15 protein-coding genes are annotated in these 17856 nt (G+C 64.7%); 10 read left to right on the top strand and 5 right to left on the bottom strand.

The window, feature by feature from the left end:
* Positions 1-214: 214 nt before the first annotated feature.
* Positions 215-568, bottom strand: coding sequence for a hydroxyisourate hydrolase (gene uraH, locus F3J19_RS22230; protein WP_167046101.1), 354 nt, complete (start codon positions 566-568; stop codon positions 215-217).
* Between the two features lie 595 nt (positions 569-1163).
* Between uraH and F3J19_RS22225 the strand changes: the two genes are divergently transcribed.
* Entirely contained in the window at positions 1164-2600 is a 1437-nt protein-coding gene (locus F3J19_RS22225; protein ID WP_240159138.1) for an 8-oxoguanine deaminase, read from the top strand.
* 139 nt (positions 2601-2739) lie between these two features.
* Here the strand turns inward: F3J19_RS22225 and F3J19_RS22220 are convergent, their stop codons facing one another.
* Positions 2740-3672 (bottom strand): LysR substrate-binding domain-containing protein, encoded by a 933-nt coding sequence (locus tag F3J19_RS22220; protein ID WP_167046098.1) that lies wholly within the window; start codon positions 3670-3672, stop codon positions 2740-2742.
* A 321-nt stretch (positions 3673-3993) separates the two neighbouring features.
* Between F3J19_RS22220 and F3J19_RS22215 the strand changes: the two genes are divergently transcribed.
* From F3J19_RS22215 to F3J19_RS22200, 4 genes are all read left to right on the top strand, one after another.
* Positions 3994-5538 carry an ABC transporter ATP-binding protein gene (locus F3J19_RS22215; protein WP_240159157.1) on the top strand — a complete coding sequence of 515 codons (1545 nt, stop codon included), beginning with the start codon at positions 3994-3996 and terminating at the stop codon, positions 5536-5538.
* A gap of 36 nt (positions 5539-5574) precedes the next feature.
* Positions 5575-6681, top strand: a complete 1107-nt coding sequence (locus F3J19_RS22210) for an ABC transporter permease (protein ID WP_167046092.1) — start codon at positions 5575-5577, stop codon at positions 6679-6681.
* Positions 6682-6740: 59 nt separating this feature from the next.
* Entirely contained in the window at positions 6741-7670 is a 930-nt protein-coding gene (locus F3J19_RS22205; RefSeq protein WP_167046089.1) for an ABC transporter permease, read from the top strand.
* A 159-nt stretch (positions 7671-7829) separates the two neighbouring features.
* Entirely contained in the window at positions 7830-8924 is a 1095-nt protein-coding gene (locus tag F3J19_RS22200) for a BMP family ABC transporter substrate-binding protein (RefSeq protein WP_167046086.1), read from the top strand.
* A 298-nt stretch (positions 8925-9222) separates the two neighbouring features.
* Here the strand turns inward: F3J19_RS22200 and F3J19_RS22195 are convergent, their stop codons facing one another.
* Positions 9223-9432, bottom strand: coding sequence for a dodecin (locus tag F3J19_RS22195; protein ID WP_167046083.1), 210 nt, complete (start codon positions 9430-9432; stop codon positions 9223-9225).
* Between the two features lie 430 nt (positions 9433-9862).
* Here F3J19_RS22195 and F3J19_RS22190 point away from each other — a divergent pair, with 430 nt between their 5' ends.
* Positions 9863-11455, top strand: coding sequence for an ABC-F family ATPase (locus tag F3J19_RS22190; protein WP_167046080.1), 1593 nt, complete (start codon positions 9863-9865; stop codon positions 11453-11455).
* 283 nt (positions 11456-11738) lie between these two features.
* Here F3J19_RS22190 and F3J19_RS22185 read toward each other — a convergent pair whose 3' ends face one another.
* Together F3J19_RS22185 and F3J19_RS22180 are read right to left on the bottom strand one after the other, a co-directional pair.
* Complete coding sequence (locus tag F3J19_RS22185; RefSeq protein WP_167046078.1) at positions 11739-11942, bottom strand: DUF1289 domain-containing protein; 204 nt, start codon at positions 11940-11942, stop codon at positions 11739-11741.
* Positions 11943-11997: 55 nt separating this feature from the next.
* Positions 11998-13299, bottom strand: a complete 1302-nt coding sequence (locus F3J19_RS22180; protein ID WP_167046075.1) for an Nramp family divalent metal transporter — start codon at positions 13297-13299, stop codon at positions 11998-12000.
* Positions 13300-13725: 426 nt separating this feature from the next.
* On the opposite strand from F3J19_RS22180, the gene F3J19_RS22175 reads away from it, so the two are divergent.
* The 4 genes from F3J19_RS22175 (at position 13726) to F3J19_RS22160 (ending at position 17831) form a co-directional block, all read left to right on the top strand.
* Complete coding sequence (locus tag F3J19_RS22175; protein ID WP_167046072.1) at positions 13726-14826, top strand: polyamine ABC transporter substrate-binding protein; 1101 nt, start codon at positions 13726-13728, stop codon at positions 14824-14826.
* A gap of 91 nt (positions 14827-14917) precedes the next feature.
* Positions 14918-16087, top strand: a complete 1170-nt coding sequence (gene potA / locus F3J19_RS22170) for a polyamine ABC transporter ATP-binding protein (protein WP_167046069.1) — start codon at positions 14918-14920, stop codon at positions 16085-16087.
* Positions 16084-17016, top strand: coding sequence for an ABC transporter permease subunit (locus F3J19_RS22165; RefSeq protein WP_167046066.1), 933 nt, complete (start codon positions 16084-16086; stop codon positions 17014-17016). The genes potA and F3J19_RS22165 overlap by 4 nt, the downstream gene beginning before the upstream one ends.
* Complete coding sequence (locus tag F3J19_RS22160; protein ID WP_167046063.1) at positions 17013-17831, top strand: ABC transporter permease subunit; 819 nt, start codon at positions 17013-17015, stop codon at positions 17829-17831. Before F3J19_RS22165 ends, F3J19_RS22160 begins: the two co-directional genes overlap by 4 nt.
* Positions 17832-17856: the final 25 nt, after the last annotated feature.

Below are 17856 nucleotides of genomic sequence, written 5' to 3'. Positions count from 1 at the left end.
GTTCGACGTTGCCGGTCATCGCGCCGGCTGCGGGGTAAAAGACGCAGCACGGGTTTTTATGGGTATCGCGGGGCGTGCGGCCCATCGCGTTGCGCGCAGGTTCGCCGGTCGTCGCTCGTGTCTCCTCCGCGGGACCGGCGAGCATCCGCGCAATGCGTTCGGGCGCGGCTCTCGCGTACGCGGCCTGGTTGCTCCGTGGCCTGGTGCCCGTGGCCTAGCTGCCCCGATACGTGCTGTAAGCCCACGGCGACACGAGCAGCGGCACGTGATAGTGCGCGCCCGTATCGGCGATGCCGAAGCGCAGCACCACGCGATCGACGAAACGCGGCTCGGGCAGCTGCGTGCCGAGCAACGCGAAGTAGTCGCCGGCGCCGAACACGAGTTCGTATTCGCCCGCGACGAGCGCATCGCCTTCGAGCAGCGGCTCGTCGCAACGGCCATCGTGATTCGTGAGGGTGGTTTTGAGCACGCGGCGCGTGTCGCCCGCGAGCGCGAAGAGTTCGACCTTGATGCCCGCGCCGGGACGGCCGTTCGCGGTGTCGAGCACGTGGGTAGTGAGCTTGCCCATTCGCAATTGTCCTTGTGTGAATGCGAGGTGTCGGTGGCGGCCCGATCCATTAACGTTAGCGGCGGATCGAGGCTCCACGTCAGTGGCTACATACCCGTCGGCGAACTGAAGCGAGCGCCGTGGAAGTCATTGTAGAAAGGATGCGCCGTCCCGCGCGCGAGCGATAGGAAAGATAATAGCTGGCGCATGACGGACAGCCTTCTGAAAGCCCGCGCGCGCCGCTTTCCGGCTTATTGCCGGCCTGTTTCCCGCTTATTTCCCGCGCATGGCGCGGCAGGCGCTCGCCGGATCATCGTAGCGCGGACAAAAAACGGACCACTATATCGGCGGCGTGAATCCGGGTATCGCAACGGCGCGAGTTGCGGCCGTTATTTTGGCCACGCAAGGTTCACGTTATGCGCGGCGCGCGATGAACCGATAGTTCAAGGTTCAACGCCGAGGTTCAAACCCGCGCAACTCCCGAAGACGGCGTGACACGCTGGGTAACCGGGCCAACGGCGTTCGACGGAACGCGGCGGCGCGGTTCGCGTGCCGCCGCATCGCGTTCGAACGACTTTGCACGACAGCACCGAAAGCACAAAGGCGGAGAAAACGAATGACGATGGAACCGGCAGCAGCCACGAATACGCCATCCAGCGAGGCAACATCCCAGACGGCGACGGCGGGCAAACCGAAAAAAACGCTGCTCGTGAAGCACGCGGACGTACTCGTCACGATGGACGGCGAGCGGCGCGAGTTGCGCGACGGCGGCCTGTATATCGAGGACAACCGCATCGTCGCGGTCGGCCCGACAGCGCAATTGCCGCATACGGCCGACGAGGTGCTCGACATGCGCGGCCATCTCGTGATTCCGGGCCTCGTCAACACGCATCACCACATGTACCAGAGCCTCACGCGCGCGATTCCGGCGGCGCAGAACGCCGAACTGTTCGGCTGGCTCACGAATCTCTACAAGGTGTGGGCGAACCTCACGCCCGAAATGATCGAAGTCTCGACGCTAACTGCGATGGCCGAACTGCTGCTGTCCGGCTGCACGACGTCGAGCGACCATCTGTACATCTACCCGAACGGCAGCCGTCTCGACGACAGCATCGCCGCTGCGCGCCGCATCGGCATGCGCTTTCATGCGGCGCGCGGCAGCATGAGCGTGGGCCAGAAAGAGGGCGGCTTGCCGCCCGATTCGGTGGTCGAGCGCGAGGCGGACATCCTGAAGGACACGCAGCGTCTGATCGAGACGTATCACGACGAAGGGCGTTACGCGATGCTGCGCGTCGTGGTCGCGCCGTGCTCGCCGTTTTCGGTGAGCCGCGATCTGATGCGCGAATCGGCGCTGCTCGCGCGCGAGTACGGCGTGTCGATGCATACGCACCTCGCCGAGAACGTCAACGACGTCGAGTACAGCCGCGAGAAGTTCGGCATGACGCCGGCCGAGTATGCGCACGATCTCGGCTGGGTCGGCCGCGACGTCTGGCATGCGCACTGCGTGCAACTCGACGACGCCGGCATCGAACTGTTCGCGCGCACCGGCACCGGCGTCGCGCATTGTCCTTGCTCGAACATGCGGCTCGCGTCGGGCATCGCGCGCGTGCGGCGCATGCGCTCGGCGGGGGTGCCGGTCGGGCTCGGCGTCGACGGCTCGGCTTCGAACGACGGCGCGCAGATGGTCGCCGAGGTGCGCCAGGCGCTGCTGCTGCAGCGCGTCGGTTTCGGCCCCGATGCGATGAGCGCGCGCGATGCGCTCGAAATCGCCACGCTCGGCGGCGCGCGCGTGCTGAACCGCGACGACATCGGCGCGCTCGCTCCCGGCATGGCGGCGGATTTCATCGCGTTCGATCTGCGTCAGCCGCTGTTTGCGGGCGCGCTGCATGATCCGGTGGCGGCGCTGGTGTTTTGCGCGCCGTCGCAGGTGAGCCATAGCGTGATCGACGGCCAGGTGGTCGTGCGGGATGGACGCTTGACGACGCTCGACCTCGGGCCGGTCATCGAGCGGCATAACGGGCTGGCGCGGGTGCTGTATGAGGCGGCGGTGTAGGGCCCTGCTAACGCGCTGATTAGCGGACTAAACGGCGGGCTGAACCGCAGGCTGACCAGCGGGGGCCGACGGGCAGCGAGAAGAGGGTCGGCGAAAGACAGGCAGGGGACGGGCCAAAGACCTCGCCCCCGGGGCAGCCTCAAGGCTTGTCGATCAACGTCTTCGTCGCCTCGGCGACGAGCCCACGCAGCCAGCGCACTTCGTCGGAGTAATGCACGCGCTCGTGCCACAGCTGGTAGTACTGCATCGGCGGGAAATCGAGTGGCGCGGGCACCACGGTCAGCGGCAGGAACTTCGCGTAGTAGTCGGCAAAGAGTCGCGTGGTCGTGAAGATCAGGTCGGACTTGATCAGCACGTACGGCGCCAGATTGAAGTACGGCAGCGTGACGACCACGTGGCGCTTTAAGCGCTCGCGCGCGAGGTGCACGTCGATCGCGCCGCGCTGGCCGACCGAATACGGCGTCGGCGCGAGATGCGGCGCGTTCAGGTACTGGTCGAGCGTAAGCCCGCCGCGTTTGGCGAACGGATGCGTGTTGCTCATCAGGCAAACGATCTGATCGACGAACAGATTCGACAGATGCAACTGCTCGGGCGGCTCCGGCCAGTTGCCGACCACGATGTCGAGCTTGCCGTCTTCGAGCGCGAGTTCGTAGTCGAACGCGGGACCGAGCGAATGGAATTCGAGCGTCGCGTTCGGCGCGGCCTGGCGAAAGCGTTCGACGACGGTCGGCACGAACAGCACGTTCAGGTAGTCGGGGCAGCCGATCCGGTAGCAGCGGATCGAGGTGGCCGGGTCGAAGTTGTGCTGCTGGAACTTGATGCGCTCGATTTCGCGCAGCGCGTTCTGCACCGGTTCGAGCAGGCGCAGGCCGTATTCGGTCGGCACCATGCCGGACTTGCCGCGCACCAGCAGCGGGTCGCCGGTGATGTCGCGCAGACGGCGCAGCGCGGCGCTGATCGCCGGTTGCGATTGATTGAGTTTGACGGCGGCGCGCGTGACGCTGCGCTCCATCAACAGCGTGTGCAGGACCCGCAGCAGGTACGTGTCGATCGCCTCGCGTTGCTGACTCATGGATTCTCCGAAATATATGTGCTGGCTGATCGAATGGGCGTGTGGGTATAAGCGTTTTAATATGGACGAAACATGCCGTCAAGGGTGGCATACCCGCAGAGGTCGCAGTGGCGCGGGTTTGCGGGAATTTTGGCGGCTCGACTGAGTAGGGCGAATTAGGTATCGTCATCCGATTATGGTGACGGATCGTTCGCGGGCACGCTGGACGAACCCGCGCGGAAACCGGCAGTCACTGACGCACGACGCAATCACATGAGCGACTTTCCCTCTGGCGGCAACGCCGCCGCGCAGCCGGGGCCGGGTTCATCGAACACGGGCACCATGGCGCCACGGCTGATGCTCACGGGCATCACCAAGCAATATCCGTCCGTGCGCGCCAACGACGACGTCACGCTCGTCGTCGCGCCGGGCGAAATCCACGCGGTGCTCGGCGAGAACGGCGCGGGCAAGAGCACGCTGATGAAGATCATCTACGGCGCGGTGCGGCCCGATGCCGGCGAGATCTGCTGGGAAGGCGAGACGGTCGAGATCGCGAATCCGGCGGCCGCGCGCAAGCTCGGCGTCGGCATGGTGTTCCAGCACTTCTCGCTGTTCGAGACGCTGACGGTCGGCGAAAACATCGCGCTCGCGCTCGACGAACCGTTCGATCTGAAGACCTTGTCGAAGCGCATTCGCGAGGTGTCGGCCGACTATGGCCTCGACATCGATCCGCAGCGTCACGTGCACAGCCTCACGGTCGGCGAGCGGCAGCGCGTCGAAATCGTGCGCTGTCTGCGGCAGAAGCCGCGGCTGCTAATCATGGACGAACCGACTTCGGTGCTGACGCCGCAAGCGGTCCGCAAGCTCTTCGCGACGCTGCGCCGGCTCGCGGCCGAGGGTTGCAGCATTCTCTACATCAGCCACAAGCTCGACGAAATCCAGGCGTTGTGCGACACCGCGACCGTCATGCGCGGCGGCCGCGTGACCGGTCACGTCAAGCCGAAGCACGAGACGCACGCATCGCTCGCGCAACTGATGGTCGGCCATTCGCTGCCCGATTACACGCGGCGCGAGCACCAGCCGGGTGCGGTGCTGCTCGACGTGAAGCGGCTGTCGGTGGCAAGCGACGACCCGTTCGGCACGTCGCTGCACGAGGTGTCGTTCAGCGTGCATGCGGGCGAGATCTTCGGCATTGCGGGCGTGTCGGGCAACGGGCAGGCGGAATTGCTGGCGGCGCTGTCGGGCGAAAAGCGCGCCGAAAAACGCAGCGTGCCGGCCGATGCGATCACGATCTGCGGCAAGCCGGCCGCGCGTCTCGGCGCGGGCGGCCGGCGCGCGCTCGGCTTCGGCTTCGTGCCGGAAGAGCGTCTCGGCCGCGGCGCGGTGCCGGCGATGAGTCTCGCGGACAACGCCTTGCTCACCGCGCATCGCCAGCAGATGGTGAGCTCGGGCTGGATTCGCGCGGGCGCGATACGCGCGTTCGCGAAGCGCTGCATCGATGCATTCGACGTGCGCTGCGGCGGCCCGGACGCGCTCGCGCAGAGTCTGTCGGGCGGCAATCTGCAGAAGTACATCATGGGCCGCGAGATCCTGCAGGCGCCGAAGGTGCTCGTGGTCGCGCAGCCCACATGGGGTGTCGACGTCGGCGCGGCGGCGTTTATCCGTCAGCAACTGCTCGATCTGTCGGCGCGCGGCGTCGCGATTCTCGTGATCTCCGAAGAGTTGGAAGAGCTGTTCGATATCTGCGATCGCCTCGCGGTGCTCGCGGGCGGCCGGCTCTCGCCGGTGCGTGCGACCGGCGCGACCCATGCCGAGGAAATCGGCCGCTGGATGGCGGGGTTGTTCGGCGACCGCGAGGGCGCGCCGGACCAGCCGGCGCATGCGTGACTCACCGAACCGAACCCGAACCATTACACGCTATTCATGACGCTTCCTTATCGACTCGAAGCCCGCACGGCGCCCTCGCGCGCGATGCAGCTTGCCGTGCCGCTGATCGCCGCGTTGCTGACGCTCGCGATCGGCTTCCTGATCTTCGGCCTCGTCGGCCGCGACCCGTTGCAGGCGATGCACGCGTTCTTCATCGAGCCTCTGTCGAGCATCAACGGCTGGTCGGAACTGCTGCTGAAGGCGTCGCCGCTGTGCCTGATCGGCCTCGGTCTCGCGATCGGTTATCGCGCGAATGTCTGGAACATCGGCGCCGAAGGGCAGATGCTGCTCGGCGGCATTGCCGCGAGCGGCGTCGCGATCTATTTCGATCAGGCAAGCGGCAGGTGGATTCTGCCGACGATGATGCTCGCCGGCGTGCTCGGCGGCATGACGTGGGCCGCGATTCCGGCGTTCCTGAAGAGCCGCTTCAACACCAACGAGATTCTCGTGAGCCTGATGCTCACCTACGTCGCGACGCAACTGCTGATCTATCTCGTGAGCGGCCCGTGGCGCGATCCGCAGGGCATGAATTTTCCGCTGTCGGAAATGTTCGGCGGCGACGCGCTCTATCCGACGCTCTATGGCGACTGGCACTGGATATGGCTGCGCGGCACGCGCCTCAACGCCTCGGTCTTTCTCACGCTGATCGCGATTCCGCTCGCATGGCTTTTCATGCGCAAGAGCTTCGCGGGCTACCGGATGAACGTCGGCGGACTCGCGCCGCTCGCCGCGCGCTATGCCGGTTTCTCCGACACGAAGACCGTCTGGACCTCGCTGCTCATCAGCGGCGGTCTCGCGGGGCTCGCCGGCATGGGCGAGATCGCCGGTCCGATCGGCCAGTTGCAGGCGACCTGGTCGCCGGGCTACGGCTTCACCGCGATCATCGTGGTGTTCGTCGGGCGCCTGCATCCGCTTGGCATCGTGCTCGCGAGTCTGCTGATGGCGCTGCTCTATCTCGGCGGCGAAGCGGTGCAGACCTCGATGCAATTGCCGCAGGCGCTCTCGGGCGTGTTCCAGGGGCTGCTGCTGTTCTGCCTGCTCGGCGCCGATCTGTTCGTGAACTACCGTGTGCGGCGCCGCTCGGCGGCCGTCGCAGCCCGTTAATCCGCTGATCCGTTTCTTGTCCGCTTCTTATCCATTTCTTATCCGCTCATCCGCCGCTTATGGATATCCAGCAAGCCAGTGCGCTCACGTCGAGCGCCATCACCGCGTCGATCCCGCTGATGTTCGCGGGCGCGGGCGAACTCGTCGCCGAAAAGTCGGGCGTGCTCAACCTCGGCGTCGAGGGGATGATGCTGATGGGCGCCGTGAGCGGCTACGCGGTCACGGCGCTCACGGGCAGCCCGTGGCTCGGCGTGCTCGCCGCGATCGGCGCCGGTCTCGCGATGTCGCTGCTGTTCGCGTTCCTCACGCTGACGATGCTCGCCAACCAGGTCGCGACCGGCCTGTCGCTGACGATCTTCGGCATCGGCCTGTCGGCCTATGTCGGCAAGCCGTACACGTCGGCCGCTGTGCGCGCGACGATCGACCTGTGGACCATTCCCGGCCTCTCGAAGATTCCGGTGCTCGGCCCGGCGCTGTTTACCCTCACGCCGCTCGATTACCTCGCATTCCTGATGTTTGCCGCGATCGGCTGGTTCCTGTATCGCACGCGTGCCGGGCTCGTGCTGCGCTCGGTCGGCGAATCGCCGCAGGTTGCGCACTCGGTCGGCTTTCCGGTGGTCGGCGTGCGCTATGGCGCGGTGGCCTTCGGCGGCGGCATGGCGGGGCTCGCCGGCGGCTACTATTCGATCGTCAATCTGCACCTGTGGCAGGAGAATCTGACCTCGGGGCGCGGCTGGATCGCGCTCGCGCTCGTCGTGTTCGCGACGTGGCGCCCCGGGCGTCTGCTGATCGGCGCGCTGCTGTTCGGCGCGGTCACGGGCCTGCAGTTCTATGCGCAGGCGATCGGCGTGCCGGTGCCGACGCAGTTCCTCGCGATGCTGCCGTACGTCGCGACGATCGTCGTGCTCGCGCTGATCTCGCGCAATCCGAACACGATCCGTCTGAATGCGCCCGCATCGCTCGGCAAGCCGTTTTTTTCGGCGGGCTGAGCGGGCCGGCGTTTTTGGCGATTCGCGCTTCATCATCGGCTCATTGCCATTCGCGCTTCACAGTCCGTTCATCGCAGTCCGCGCTTCACGTTTCGCTCATCACAGTCCGCGCTGCACATTCCGCGCTGCACATTCCGGTTAACACGACAGGGGAACCACATGAAGAGAAGAAATCTGCTGACCGCTTTCGCCTCGTGCGCGGCTTCGCTCGCACTCGCCGCGCCGCTCGCGCAAACCGCGCAGGCCGCCGATGTGCCGGGCGTCGCCTTCGTCTATATCGGCAATCCGGGCGATGCCGGCTGGACCTTCGCGCACGACCAGGGCTCGCGCGAAGTCGAGGCGAAGTTCGGCAACAAGATCAAAATCACGCGCGTCGAGAACGTGCCGGAATCGGCCGACTCGGAGCGCGTGTTCCGCGATCTCGCGAACAAGGGCAACAAGATCATCTTCGGCACGAGCTTCGGCTTCCAGGACTTCCAGCTGAAGGTGGCGAAAGACTTCCCGGACATCGTGTTCCTGCACGCGACCGGCTACAAGAAAGCGCCGAACTTCGGCACCTACGACGTGCGCATGTACCAGGGCGCCTATCTGGCCGGCGTCGCCGCGGGCTACGTGACGAAGAGCAACACGCTCGGCTTCGTCGCGTCGGTGCCGATTCCGGAAGTCGTGCGCAACATCAACGCGTTCACGCTCGGCGCGCGCTCGGTGAATCCGAAGGTGCATACGAAGGTGATCTGGATCAACAGCTGGTTCGATCCGGGCAAGGAAAAGCAGGCCGCCGAAACGCTGATCGGCCAGGGCGCCGACGTGCTGCTGCAGAACACCGATTCGAGCGCGACGCTCGCGACCGCGTCGGAGAAACACGTGCATGCGTTCGGCTGGGATTCGGACATGAAGAAGTTCGGCCCTGACGCGCATCTCGGCTCGGTGGTCGCGCACTGGGGCGTGTACTACAACGCGGTGATCCTGCAGGTGCTCGACGGCAAGTGGAAGAACGATCCGGTGTGGTGGGGTCTGCCGCAGAAGGCGGTCAATCTCGAGGACCTGAACACGTCGGCGATTTCGGCCGATGCGCAGAAACAGGTGGCGGCGAAACGCGAGGAACTCGCGAGCGGCAAGCGCGACGTGTTCACGGGGCCGATCAAGGATCAGTCGGGGGCGGTGAAGATTCCGGACGGCAAGACGCTGACCGATCCGGAATTGCAGCGCCTGAACTGGTATGTCGAGGGGGTGGACGGGACGTTGCCGAAGTGAGGCGCGGCAGGGCGGCCGGGGTATGTCGCCTCGGGCCGGTTCGCGGTGTCCGGCGGGTATCGGCAGGTGTCGGCAGGTATCGGCCGGTGAGCGCTGGCCCGTTGTAGCCGCGGCCGGTTCTTGAGCGGCTCGTCTGCGACATCTGCTGCGGCAAGCGGGCCGGTTTCACGAAAACGCTGCGAAAAAGCTGCGTCCGCCTCAGCGCGGCCGCAGCTTTTTTTACCGCCGCTTCCGCGGCGTCGCGGTGCCGGACTGCCGCCGTGTCACGACACTGCAACGCCGCTGCTCAATCCTGCTTTCAGTCGTCGATACGCAGGCCTACCTTGAGCGTTACCTGCCAGTACGCGACCTTGCCGTCCTGGATCTGCCCGCGCGTTTCCGTCACTTCGAACCAGTGCAGATTACGCAGCGTTTTCGACGCTTTGGCGATGGCGGTGCTGATGGCGTCGTCGATCGATTTCGTCGACGAGCCGGTCAGTTCGATCTTCTTGTAAACGTGCTCTGACATGGATGTTCTCCTGGGTCTGCGCCGCAGATCGGCAAAGCGCCGTTCGGCCGGGCGCGGGCGAGACAAGCGCCTTCGAAAAGTATAGGCAACGATGTGCACGGTTTATGGGTGATGCGTGTGGCCGCATGCCTGGGGCGGTGGCGTGGCCGGGTGTGTGACCGTTAAGGCGGCGTCATGCGCGGCACGTAACATGCGGCGGCCCGATCCGTCAGGCCGTGCGGCGTTGGCCGGCCATCCCGCCGTGGCGCGCGGCCACGAAATTTGCCGATACCGATCGATACCGAGCCGCCGGTTTTCACCGCCGTATTACCGACGCCGCAACAACGGATGGGGCCGTCAGGCAAAGCGGCGCAGTCCGTGCGGGTTAGATTAGCGATAGTCTGCTAAAATATTGGGTTTTTCGCCGATATCACATTCAAAGGGACGCGCCGTGCTGTCTACTGCCAATATCACCATGCAATTCGGGCCGAAGCCCCTCTTCGAGAACATTTCGGTCAAATTCGGGGAAGGGAACCGCTACGGCCTGATCGGTGCGAACGGCTGCGGTAAATCCACTTTCATGAAGATTCTCGGTTCGGATCTCGAACCGAGCTCGGGCAACGTGATGCTCGAACCGAACGTGCGTCTCGGCAAGCTGCGCCAGGACCAGTTCGCCTACGAAGACGTGCGCGTGCTCGACGTCGTGATGATGGGCCACACCGAAATGTGGGCCGCCATGACCGAGCGCGACGCGATCTACGCGAACCCCGACGCCACCGACGACGACTACATGCACGCCGCCGAACTCGAAGCGAAATTCGCCGAGTACGACGGCTATACGGCCGAAGCGCGCGCGGGCGAACTGCTGCTCGGCATCGGCATCGCGATCGAAGACCACAACGGCCCGATGAGCAACGTGGCGCCGGGCTGGAAACTGCGCGTGCTGCTCGCCCAGGCGCTGTTCTCGAAGCCGGACGTGCTGCTGCTCGACGAGCCGACCAACAACCTCGACATCAACTCGATCCGCTGGCTGGAAGATGTTCTGAACCAGTACAACTCGACGATGATCATCATCTCGCACGACCGGCACTTCCTGAACCAGGTCTGCACGCACATGGCCGACATGGACTACGGCACGCTCAAAGTCTATCCGGGCAACTACGACGACTACATGCTCGCCAGCACGCAGGCGCGCGAGCGTCAGCAGGCTGCCAATGCGAAGGCCAAGGAGCGCGTGGCCGACCTGCAGGACTTCGTGCGCCGCTTCTCGGCGAACAAGTCGAAGGCGCGCCAGGCCACCAGCCGTCTGAAGATGATCGACAAGATCAAGATCGAGGAATTCAAGCCCTCGTCGCGGCAGAACCCGTTTATCCGTTTCGAGTTCGAGAAGAAGCTGCACAACATCGCGGTGGTGGCGGACACCATCTCGAAGAAATACGAACGCTCGATCTTCAACAACTTCAGCATCAGCGTGCAGCCGGGCGAGCGCATCGCGATCATCGGCGAGAACGGCGCGGGCAAGACCACGCTGCTGCGCTCGCTGCTCGGCAATCTGCAACTCGATCACGGCACGGTGAAGTGGGCGGAAAACGCCAACATCGGCTACATGCCGCAAGATACCTACGAAGAGTTTCCGACTGACGTCACGCTGATGGACTGGATCGACCAGTACCGCAAGGAAGGCGACGACGAGCAGATGGTGCGCGGCACGCTCGGCCGCCTGCTGTTCAATGCGGACGACATCCGCAAATCGGTCAAGGTGCTGTCGGGCGGCGAGAAGGGCCGCATGATCTGGGGCAAGCTGATGCTCGGCCGCCACAACGTGCTGCTGATGGACGAGCCGACCAACCACATGGACATGGAGTCGATCGAGTCGCTGCAGATCGCGCTCGACAAGTTCGACGGCACGCTGATTTTCGTCTCGCACGACCGCGAATTCGTGAGCGGCCTCGCGAACCGGATCATCGAAGTGAAGACCGATGGGACGTTGAACGACTTCGGAGGTAATTACGAGGACTTCCTGACGAGTCAGGGCGTGGAGTAAAGCCTGTTCGAGGCAGCTGGTTTGTCTCGATTGTCTTGAGGCAGCGCAGCGAAACCTGATGGAACCCGATGGCCCGCCGAGGTGGATACCTCGGCGGGCTTTTTGCTGTGGCGCAGGCGTTTCCTTATCCGGACACGAATGCCGGCCGCAAAAATAGAAAATGCCGGGATGTCCCGGCATTTTCCATGGCATGGCATTCAGGCGCGGTACGACACGATGCGCGACCTGCCTCACCCGCATTCCCCGCGATTTGCGGAGAAAACCGGCCTACGGCTTGTCTGGCCTACAACCGGTCGTACTGAAAACGCATCGCCGTGCCTTCCCGTTTGATACGTTCCCAGATCGCGCGCTTTTCCTCGTCGCTGAGGAACACCCAGTTGGATACTTCGTCGGCGGTGCGGCCGCAGCCTTTGCAGACTTCATCGAACAGCGTGGAGCAGACGCCGACGCACGGGCTGTCGGGGAGATCGTGAAGATTCGAAGTCATCGGAAACCTTGTGGCGCAAAAGCGGAGTCCCGCCATGTTACCCGATGCGTAAGCGTCACGCGCCCAGCGCCAACTGCCACAGCAAGGCCCCATTGAGCATCACGATAAACGCCGCCGACAGCCACGCGAGCGCAAGCGGCACGCCGTGCACGCGCCAGCCGCGCATGAGGTTCGCATCGGATGCGTAGCGGATCAGCGGCACGACCGCGAGCGGCAATTGCAGGCTCAGCACCACCTGGCTCGCGACGAGCAGTTGGTTCGAGCCGCGCGGACCAAACAGCGCGACCGCGAGCAGCGCCGGCCCGATCGCGAGCGCGCGTGTGAGCAGCGCGCGTTTCCAGCGCGGCAGCCGGATTTGCAGAAAGCCTTCCATGACGGTCTGACCGGCCAGCGTGCCGGTGACGGTCGCGCTCAGGCCGCAGGCGAGCAGTGCCGCCGCGAACAGGATGCTGGCCCAGCGGCTGCCGACGAGCGGCGCGATCAGCCGGTGCGCGTCGGCGAGATCGGTCACGTCGCGATGCCCGCTCGCGTAGAACACGGCCGCCGCGACGATCAGCAGCGCCGCGTTGATGACGAACGCGAACGCGAGCGAGCCGAACGTATCGAGATTGACCACGTGCAGCGCGACCTTGATGCGCGGGTCGCTGCCGTCCGGCGCGTGATGCTTGACGAGCGCCGAGTGCAGATAGAGGTTGTGCGGCATGACCGTCGCGCCGACGATGCCGGCCGCGAGCCACACCATGCCCGCATTCCTCAGCAGCTCGACGCTCGGCGCGGTGCCGGCCAGCGCCGCGCGCCAGTCGGGCCGCGCGAGCGCGAGTTGCACGACGAAGCACAGGCCGACGAAGCCGATCAGCACGGCGATCACCGCTTCGAGGCGGCGGCCGCCTTTCTGCTGGAGCGCGAGCAGCGCGAACGTGCAGACCGCCGACATCATCACGCCGACCGTCAGCGAGACGCCGAGCAGCAGTTGCAGTGCAACGGCGCTGCCGACCACCTCGGCGACGTCGCAGGCGATGATCGCGACCTCGCTCGTCAGCCACAGGAACAGCGTCGCGCGCCGGCCGTTGCGCTCGCGGCATAGCTGCGCGAGGTCGCGCCCGGTTACGACGCCGAGCCGCGACGACAGCCATTGCATCAGCATCCCCATCGCGCTCGACAGCAGCACGATGCCGAGCAGCCGGTAGCCGTAGCCTGCGCCGGCGCCGAGCGCGGTCGCCCAGTTGCCGGGGTCGATATAGCCGACCGCGATCAGCGCGCCAGCGCCGAGGAACGAGAACCAGTGCGCGGGCCGCGTGGGCTCGCCCGGCAGACGCCGGCGGCGGTTGGGGCGCAACGCGAAAGGATTGGTGTTCATCGGTGCCTGAGGTCGGAGAGACGCATCCTCTTGCAAGCCACCTGCCCGTCGCGCGCGGCGGGCGGTGGAGCGAGGCAGGGCGGCTATTGCATGATGGCGGCGCCAGCCTCAAGCGCCTATTGTGCACCGCTACTCGCGCGCTCACCTGACAACGGGATGACAGTGCGATAACGGCGGGCTGGCGACGCCGGCGCAAGCCGCGGCCACCCGGTTATCAGCCCCATAATCCCGCATAATTTTAGGTGGACACGCGCCGATAACCCGTTAAAATTGCGGCCATTTTGCAGCGGTGCGGCCCGAGCTGTGCCGTTTGCGCGACAGCTCGGCGTTTTTTTTGGACCGCGCGGTAATTGGTGGTAGTTTTCGGGGTTTTCGGGGGCCGCGCGCGACGCAGCGGCTTGAGTGACGACGGGATCGGAGAACGGGATGAAACGACGGGTAGTGGGGCAGGTGGCGGCGCTGGTCTTGTGCGCGGCGCCGTGGTTGACGGCCGCTGCGAAGGATACGCAGCTCAACGTGTATAACTGGTCCGACTACATCGCGAAGGACACGATCCCGAACTTCACGAAGCAGACCGGCGTGCAGGTCAGGTACGACAACTACGACAGCGACGACACGCTGCAGGCCAAGCTCCTCACCGGCAATTCGGGCTACGACATCGTCGTGCCGACCAGCAACTACGCGGGCAAGCAGATCGCCGCCGGCATCTTCGAGCCGCTCGACAAATCGAAGCTGCCGAACCTTAAATATCTCGACCCGTCGCTGATGGCGCTCGTCGCCGGCGCCGATCCGGGCAACAAGTACGTGGTGCCCTGGGCTTACGGCACGACCGGGCTCGCCTACAACGTCACGAAGGCCCAGCAGATTCTCGGCAAGGACACCCCGCTCGATAACTGGGACATCCTCTTCAAGCCCGAGAACATCTCGAAGCTGAAGGCCTGCGGCGTGTCGGTGCTCGATGCGCCGGATCAGATGTTCGCGGCCACGCTGCACTACATGGGTAAGGATCCGATGAGCACGAACCCGGCCGACTATCGCGCCGCGCTCGAAGTGCTGAAGAAAATCCGTCCGTACATCACGCAGTTCAACTCGTCGGGCTATATCAACGATCTGGTCGGTGGCGACATCTGCTTCGCGTACGGCTGGTCGGGCGACGTCGTGATCGCCAAGCATCGCACGATCGAAGCGAAGAAGCCGTACAGGATCGAGTACTACATTCCGAAGGGCGGCGCGCCGGTCTGGTTCGACGTGATGGCGATTCCGAAGGACGCGAAGCACAAGGAAGCCGCGCTCGAATGGATCAACTACATCGAGACGCCGCAGGTACACGCCGCGATCACCAATGCCGTGTACTATCCGAGCACCAACCTGGAAGCGCGCAAGTACGTGGACAAGGACGTCGCGAACGATCCGGCCGTGTATCCGTCGCCTGAGACCATCAAGACGCTGTTCCTGCTGAAGCCGTTGCCGCCGGAAATCCAGCGGCTGCAAACGCGGCTGTGGACCGAACTCAAGTCCGGCCGCTGAGCGCGGCGCGCAGCAGGGAATCCGCATCATCATGAAGCCCTCGGTGTTCACCGGGGGCTTTGTTCGTCAAACGCCGGAGTGAAGCAGCATTATGATCAGTAGTGACCAGCCGGGCGCGCTGGCGGGGGTGGGCGCGCCGTCCCCGGGCCCGAACGCCGTGACGGGCGACGCAGCGGACCAGTTCATCCAGATCGTCGACGTCGTGAAGAAGTTCGGCGAGACCGTGGCGGTCAAGGGCGTCAATCTGTCGGTGAAGAAGGGCGAGCTGTTCGCGCTGCTCGGCAGTTCGGGCTGCGGCAAGTCGACCTTGCTGCGCATGATGGCCGGGCTCGAAACCGTGACCTCGGGCAGGATCCTGATCGACGGCGAAGACCTCGCGCAACTGCCGCCGTACCGCCGGCCGGTCAACATGATGTTCCAGTCGTACGCGCTCTTTCCGCATATGACGGTCGAGGCGAACGTCGCGTTCGGCCTCAAGCAGGAAGGCGTGCCGAAGGCCGAACTGAAAGACCGCGTGCACAACGCGCTCGAACTCGTGCAAATGGGCCGCTTCGCGAAGCGCAAGCCGCATCAGCTGTCGGGCGGCCAGCAGCAGCGCGTCGCGCTGGCGCGCTCGCTGGTCAAGCGCCCCAAGCTGCTGCTGCTCGACGAGCCGATGTCGGCGCTCGACAAGCAGATTCGCCAGCGCACACAGATCGAACTCGTCAATATTCTCGACCAGGTCGGCGTGACCTGCATGATGGTCACGCACGATCAGGAAGAAGCGATGACGATGGCGAGCCGCCTCGCCGTGATGAGCGAAGGCCAGATCGTTCAGCTCGGCACGCCGCACGAGGTCTACGAGTATCCGAACAGCCGCTTCTCGGCGGAATTCATCGGCTCGACCAATCTGTTCGACGGCCATACGGTCGAGGACGAAGCCGATCACGTCTTTATCGAAACGCCGGACCTGCCGTGCCAGCTGCACGTCAATCACGGCATCACGGGGCCGCTCGGCATGCCCGTGACGATCTCGGTGCGCCCCGAGCGCATCGCGCTCACGCGCAAGCCGCCCGAGGGCGCGCACAACTGGGGCAAGGGCGTCGTCACGAATATCGCGTACATGGGCGGCTATTCGCTCTATCACGTGAAGCTTGAGGGCGGCAAGACCGTGATCGCGAACGTGACGAGCCTCGCGCTCACCGAGATCGAGCCGCCTACCTGGGGCGACGAAGTGTACGTGCGCTGGAGCGCATCGGCCGGCGTGGTGCTGACGTCATGAAAGAGGCGCTTGTGTCGTTCTTCGTGTGGCCGGTGCGGCGCCTGAAGCTCACGGGCCGCACCGCGGTGGTGGCGGGGCCGTTCATCTGGCTGCTGCTGTTCTTCCTCGTGCCGTTCCTGCTGGTCGTGAAGATCAGCTTCGCCGATTCGCAGCTCGGCATTCCGCCGTATACGCGCCTCGTCGACTTTGCCGACGGCGCGCTGCATATCACGCTCGACCTGTCGCACTACGCGTTTCTGCTGACCGACAGCCTGTACTTCGCGACCTACGTCAATTCGGTGGTGGTCGCGGCGATTTCGACCGTGCTGTGTCTGCTGATCGGCTACCCGATGGCCTACTACATCGCGCGCTCGAATCCGGCCACGCGCAATCTGCTGATGATGGCCGTGATGCTGCCGTTCTGGACGTCGTTCCTGATCCGCGTCTACGCATGGATCGGCATCCTGAAGAACAACGGCTTGCTGAACAACTTCCTGATGTCGATCGGGCTGATTCATACGCCGATCGAGCTGTATCACACGAACACGGCCGTCTATATCGGCATGGTCTATTCGTACCTGCCGTTTCTCGTGATGCCGCTTTACGCGCACCTCGTGAAAATGGACCTGACCTTGCTCGAAGCCGCCTACGACCTCGGTGCGAAACCGTGGAAGGCGTTCTGGCAGATCACGCTGCCGCTCTCGAAGAACGGCATCGTCGCGGGCTGCCTGCTGGTGTTCATTCCGGCGGTCGGCGAGTACGTGATCCCTGAGCTGCTCGGCGGCGCGAACACGCTGATGATCGGCCGCGTCATGTGGAACGAGTTCTTCGACAACGCCGACTGGCCGATGGCATCCGCCGTGACGTGCGCGATGGTGCTGCTGCTGCTCGTGCCGATGGCGCTGTTCCAGCATGCGCAGGCGAAGGCCTTGGACGAGGGCCGCCAATGAAGCCGAATCGCCTGTTGCAGCTGATCGCGCTCGGCATCGGCTTTCTGTTCCTGTATATCCCGATCGTGAGCCTCGTCGTGTATTCGTTCAACGAATCACAACTGGTCACGGTCTGGACCGGTTTTTCGACGCGCTGGTATGCGGCGCTGCTGCACGACGACGAGCTGATCGCCTCGGCGTGGCTGTCGCTGCGCATCGGTTTGATGACGGCGTTCGCGTCGGTCGTCATCGGCACCTGGGCTGGTTTCGTGCTCGCGCGCATGGGGCGCTTTCGCGGCTTCACGTTGTATACAGGCATGATCAACGCGCCGCTCGTGATTCCCGAAGTGATTCAGGGCATCTCGCTGCTGCTGCTGTTCATCGAAATGGCGCACCTGATCGGCTGGCCGGCCGAACGCGGTATCTTCACGATCTGGATCGGCCATGTGATGCTGTGCATTTCGTACGTCGCGATCATCGTGCAGTCGCGTGTGCGGGAGTTGCATCCGTCGCTCGAAGAGGCCGCGCTCGACCTCGGCGCGACGCCGCTGCGCGTGTTCTTCTTCGTCACGCTGCCGCTGATTTCGCAGGCGTTGGTGTCGGGCTGGCTGCTGTCGTTTACGCTGTCGATCGACGACCTCGTGCTGTCGGCGTTCCTGTCCGGCCCCGGTTCGACGACCTTGCCGCTCGTCGTGTTCTCGCGCGTGCGCCTGGGCCTGAATCCCGAGATGAACGCGCTTGCGACGCTGTTCATCGCGGTCGTGACGGTCGGGGTGGTCGCGGCCAACTTCGTCATGCAGCGCGCCGAGCGCAAGCGCGCGATGATGGCGGTGTGACGCGGACGTAGCGTGCCCGCGCGCA

Origin of the sequence: Burkholderia sp. Ax-1724 (genome assembly GCF_011752995.1) — a bacterium.
In the GTDB taxonomy this organism is placed as follows: domain Bacteria; phylum Pseudomonadota; class Gammaproteobacteria; order Burkholderiales; family Burkholderiaceae; genus Paraburkholderia.
Note: the sequence above shows the minus strand (reverse complement) of the source record. Positions and strands in the feature narration are given on the sequence as shown.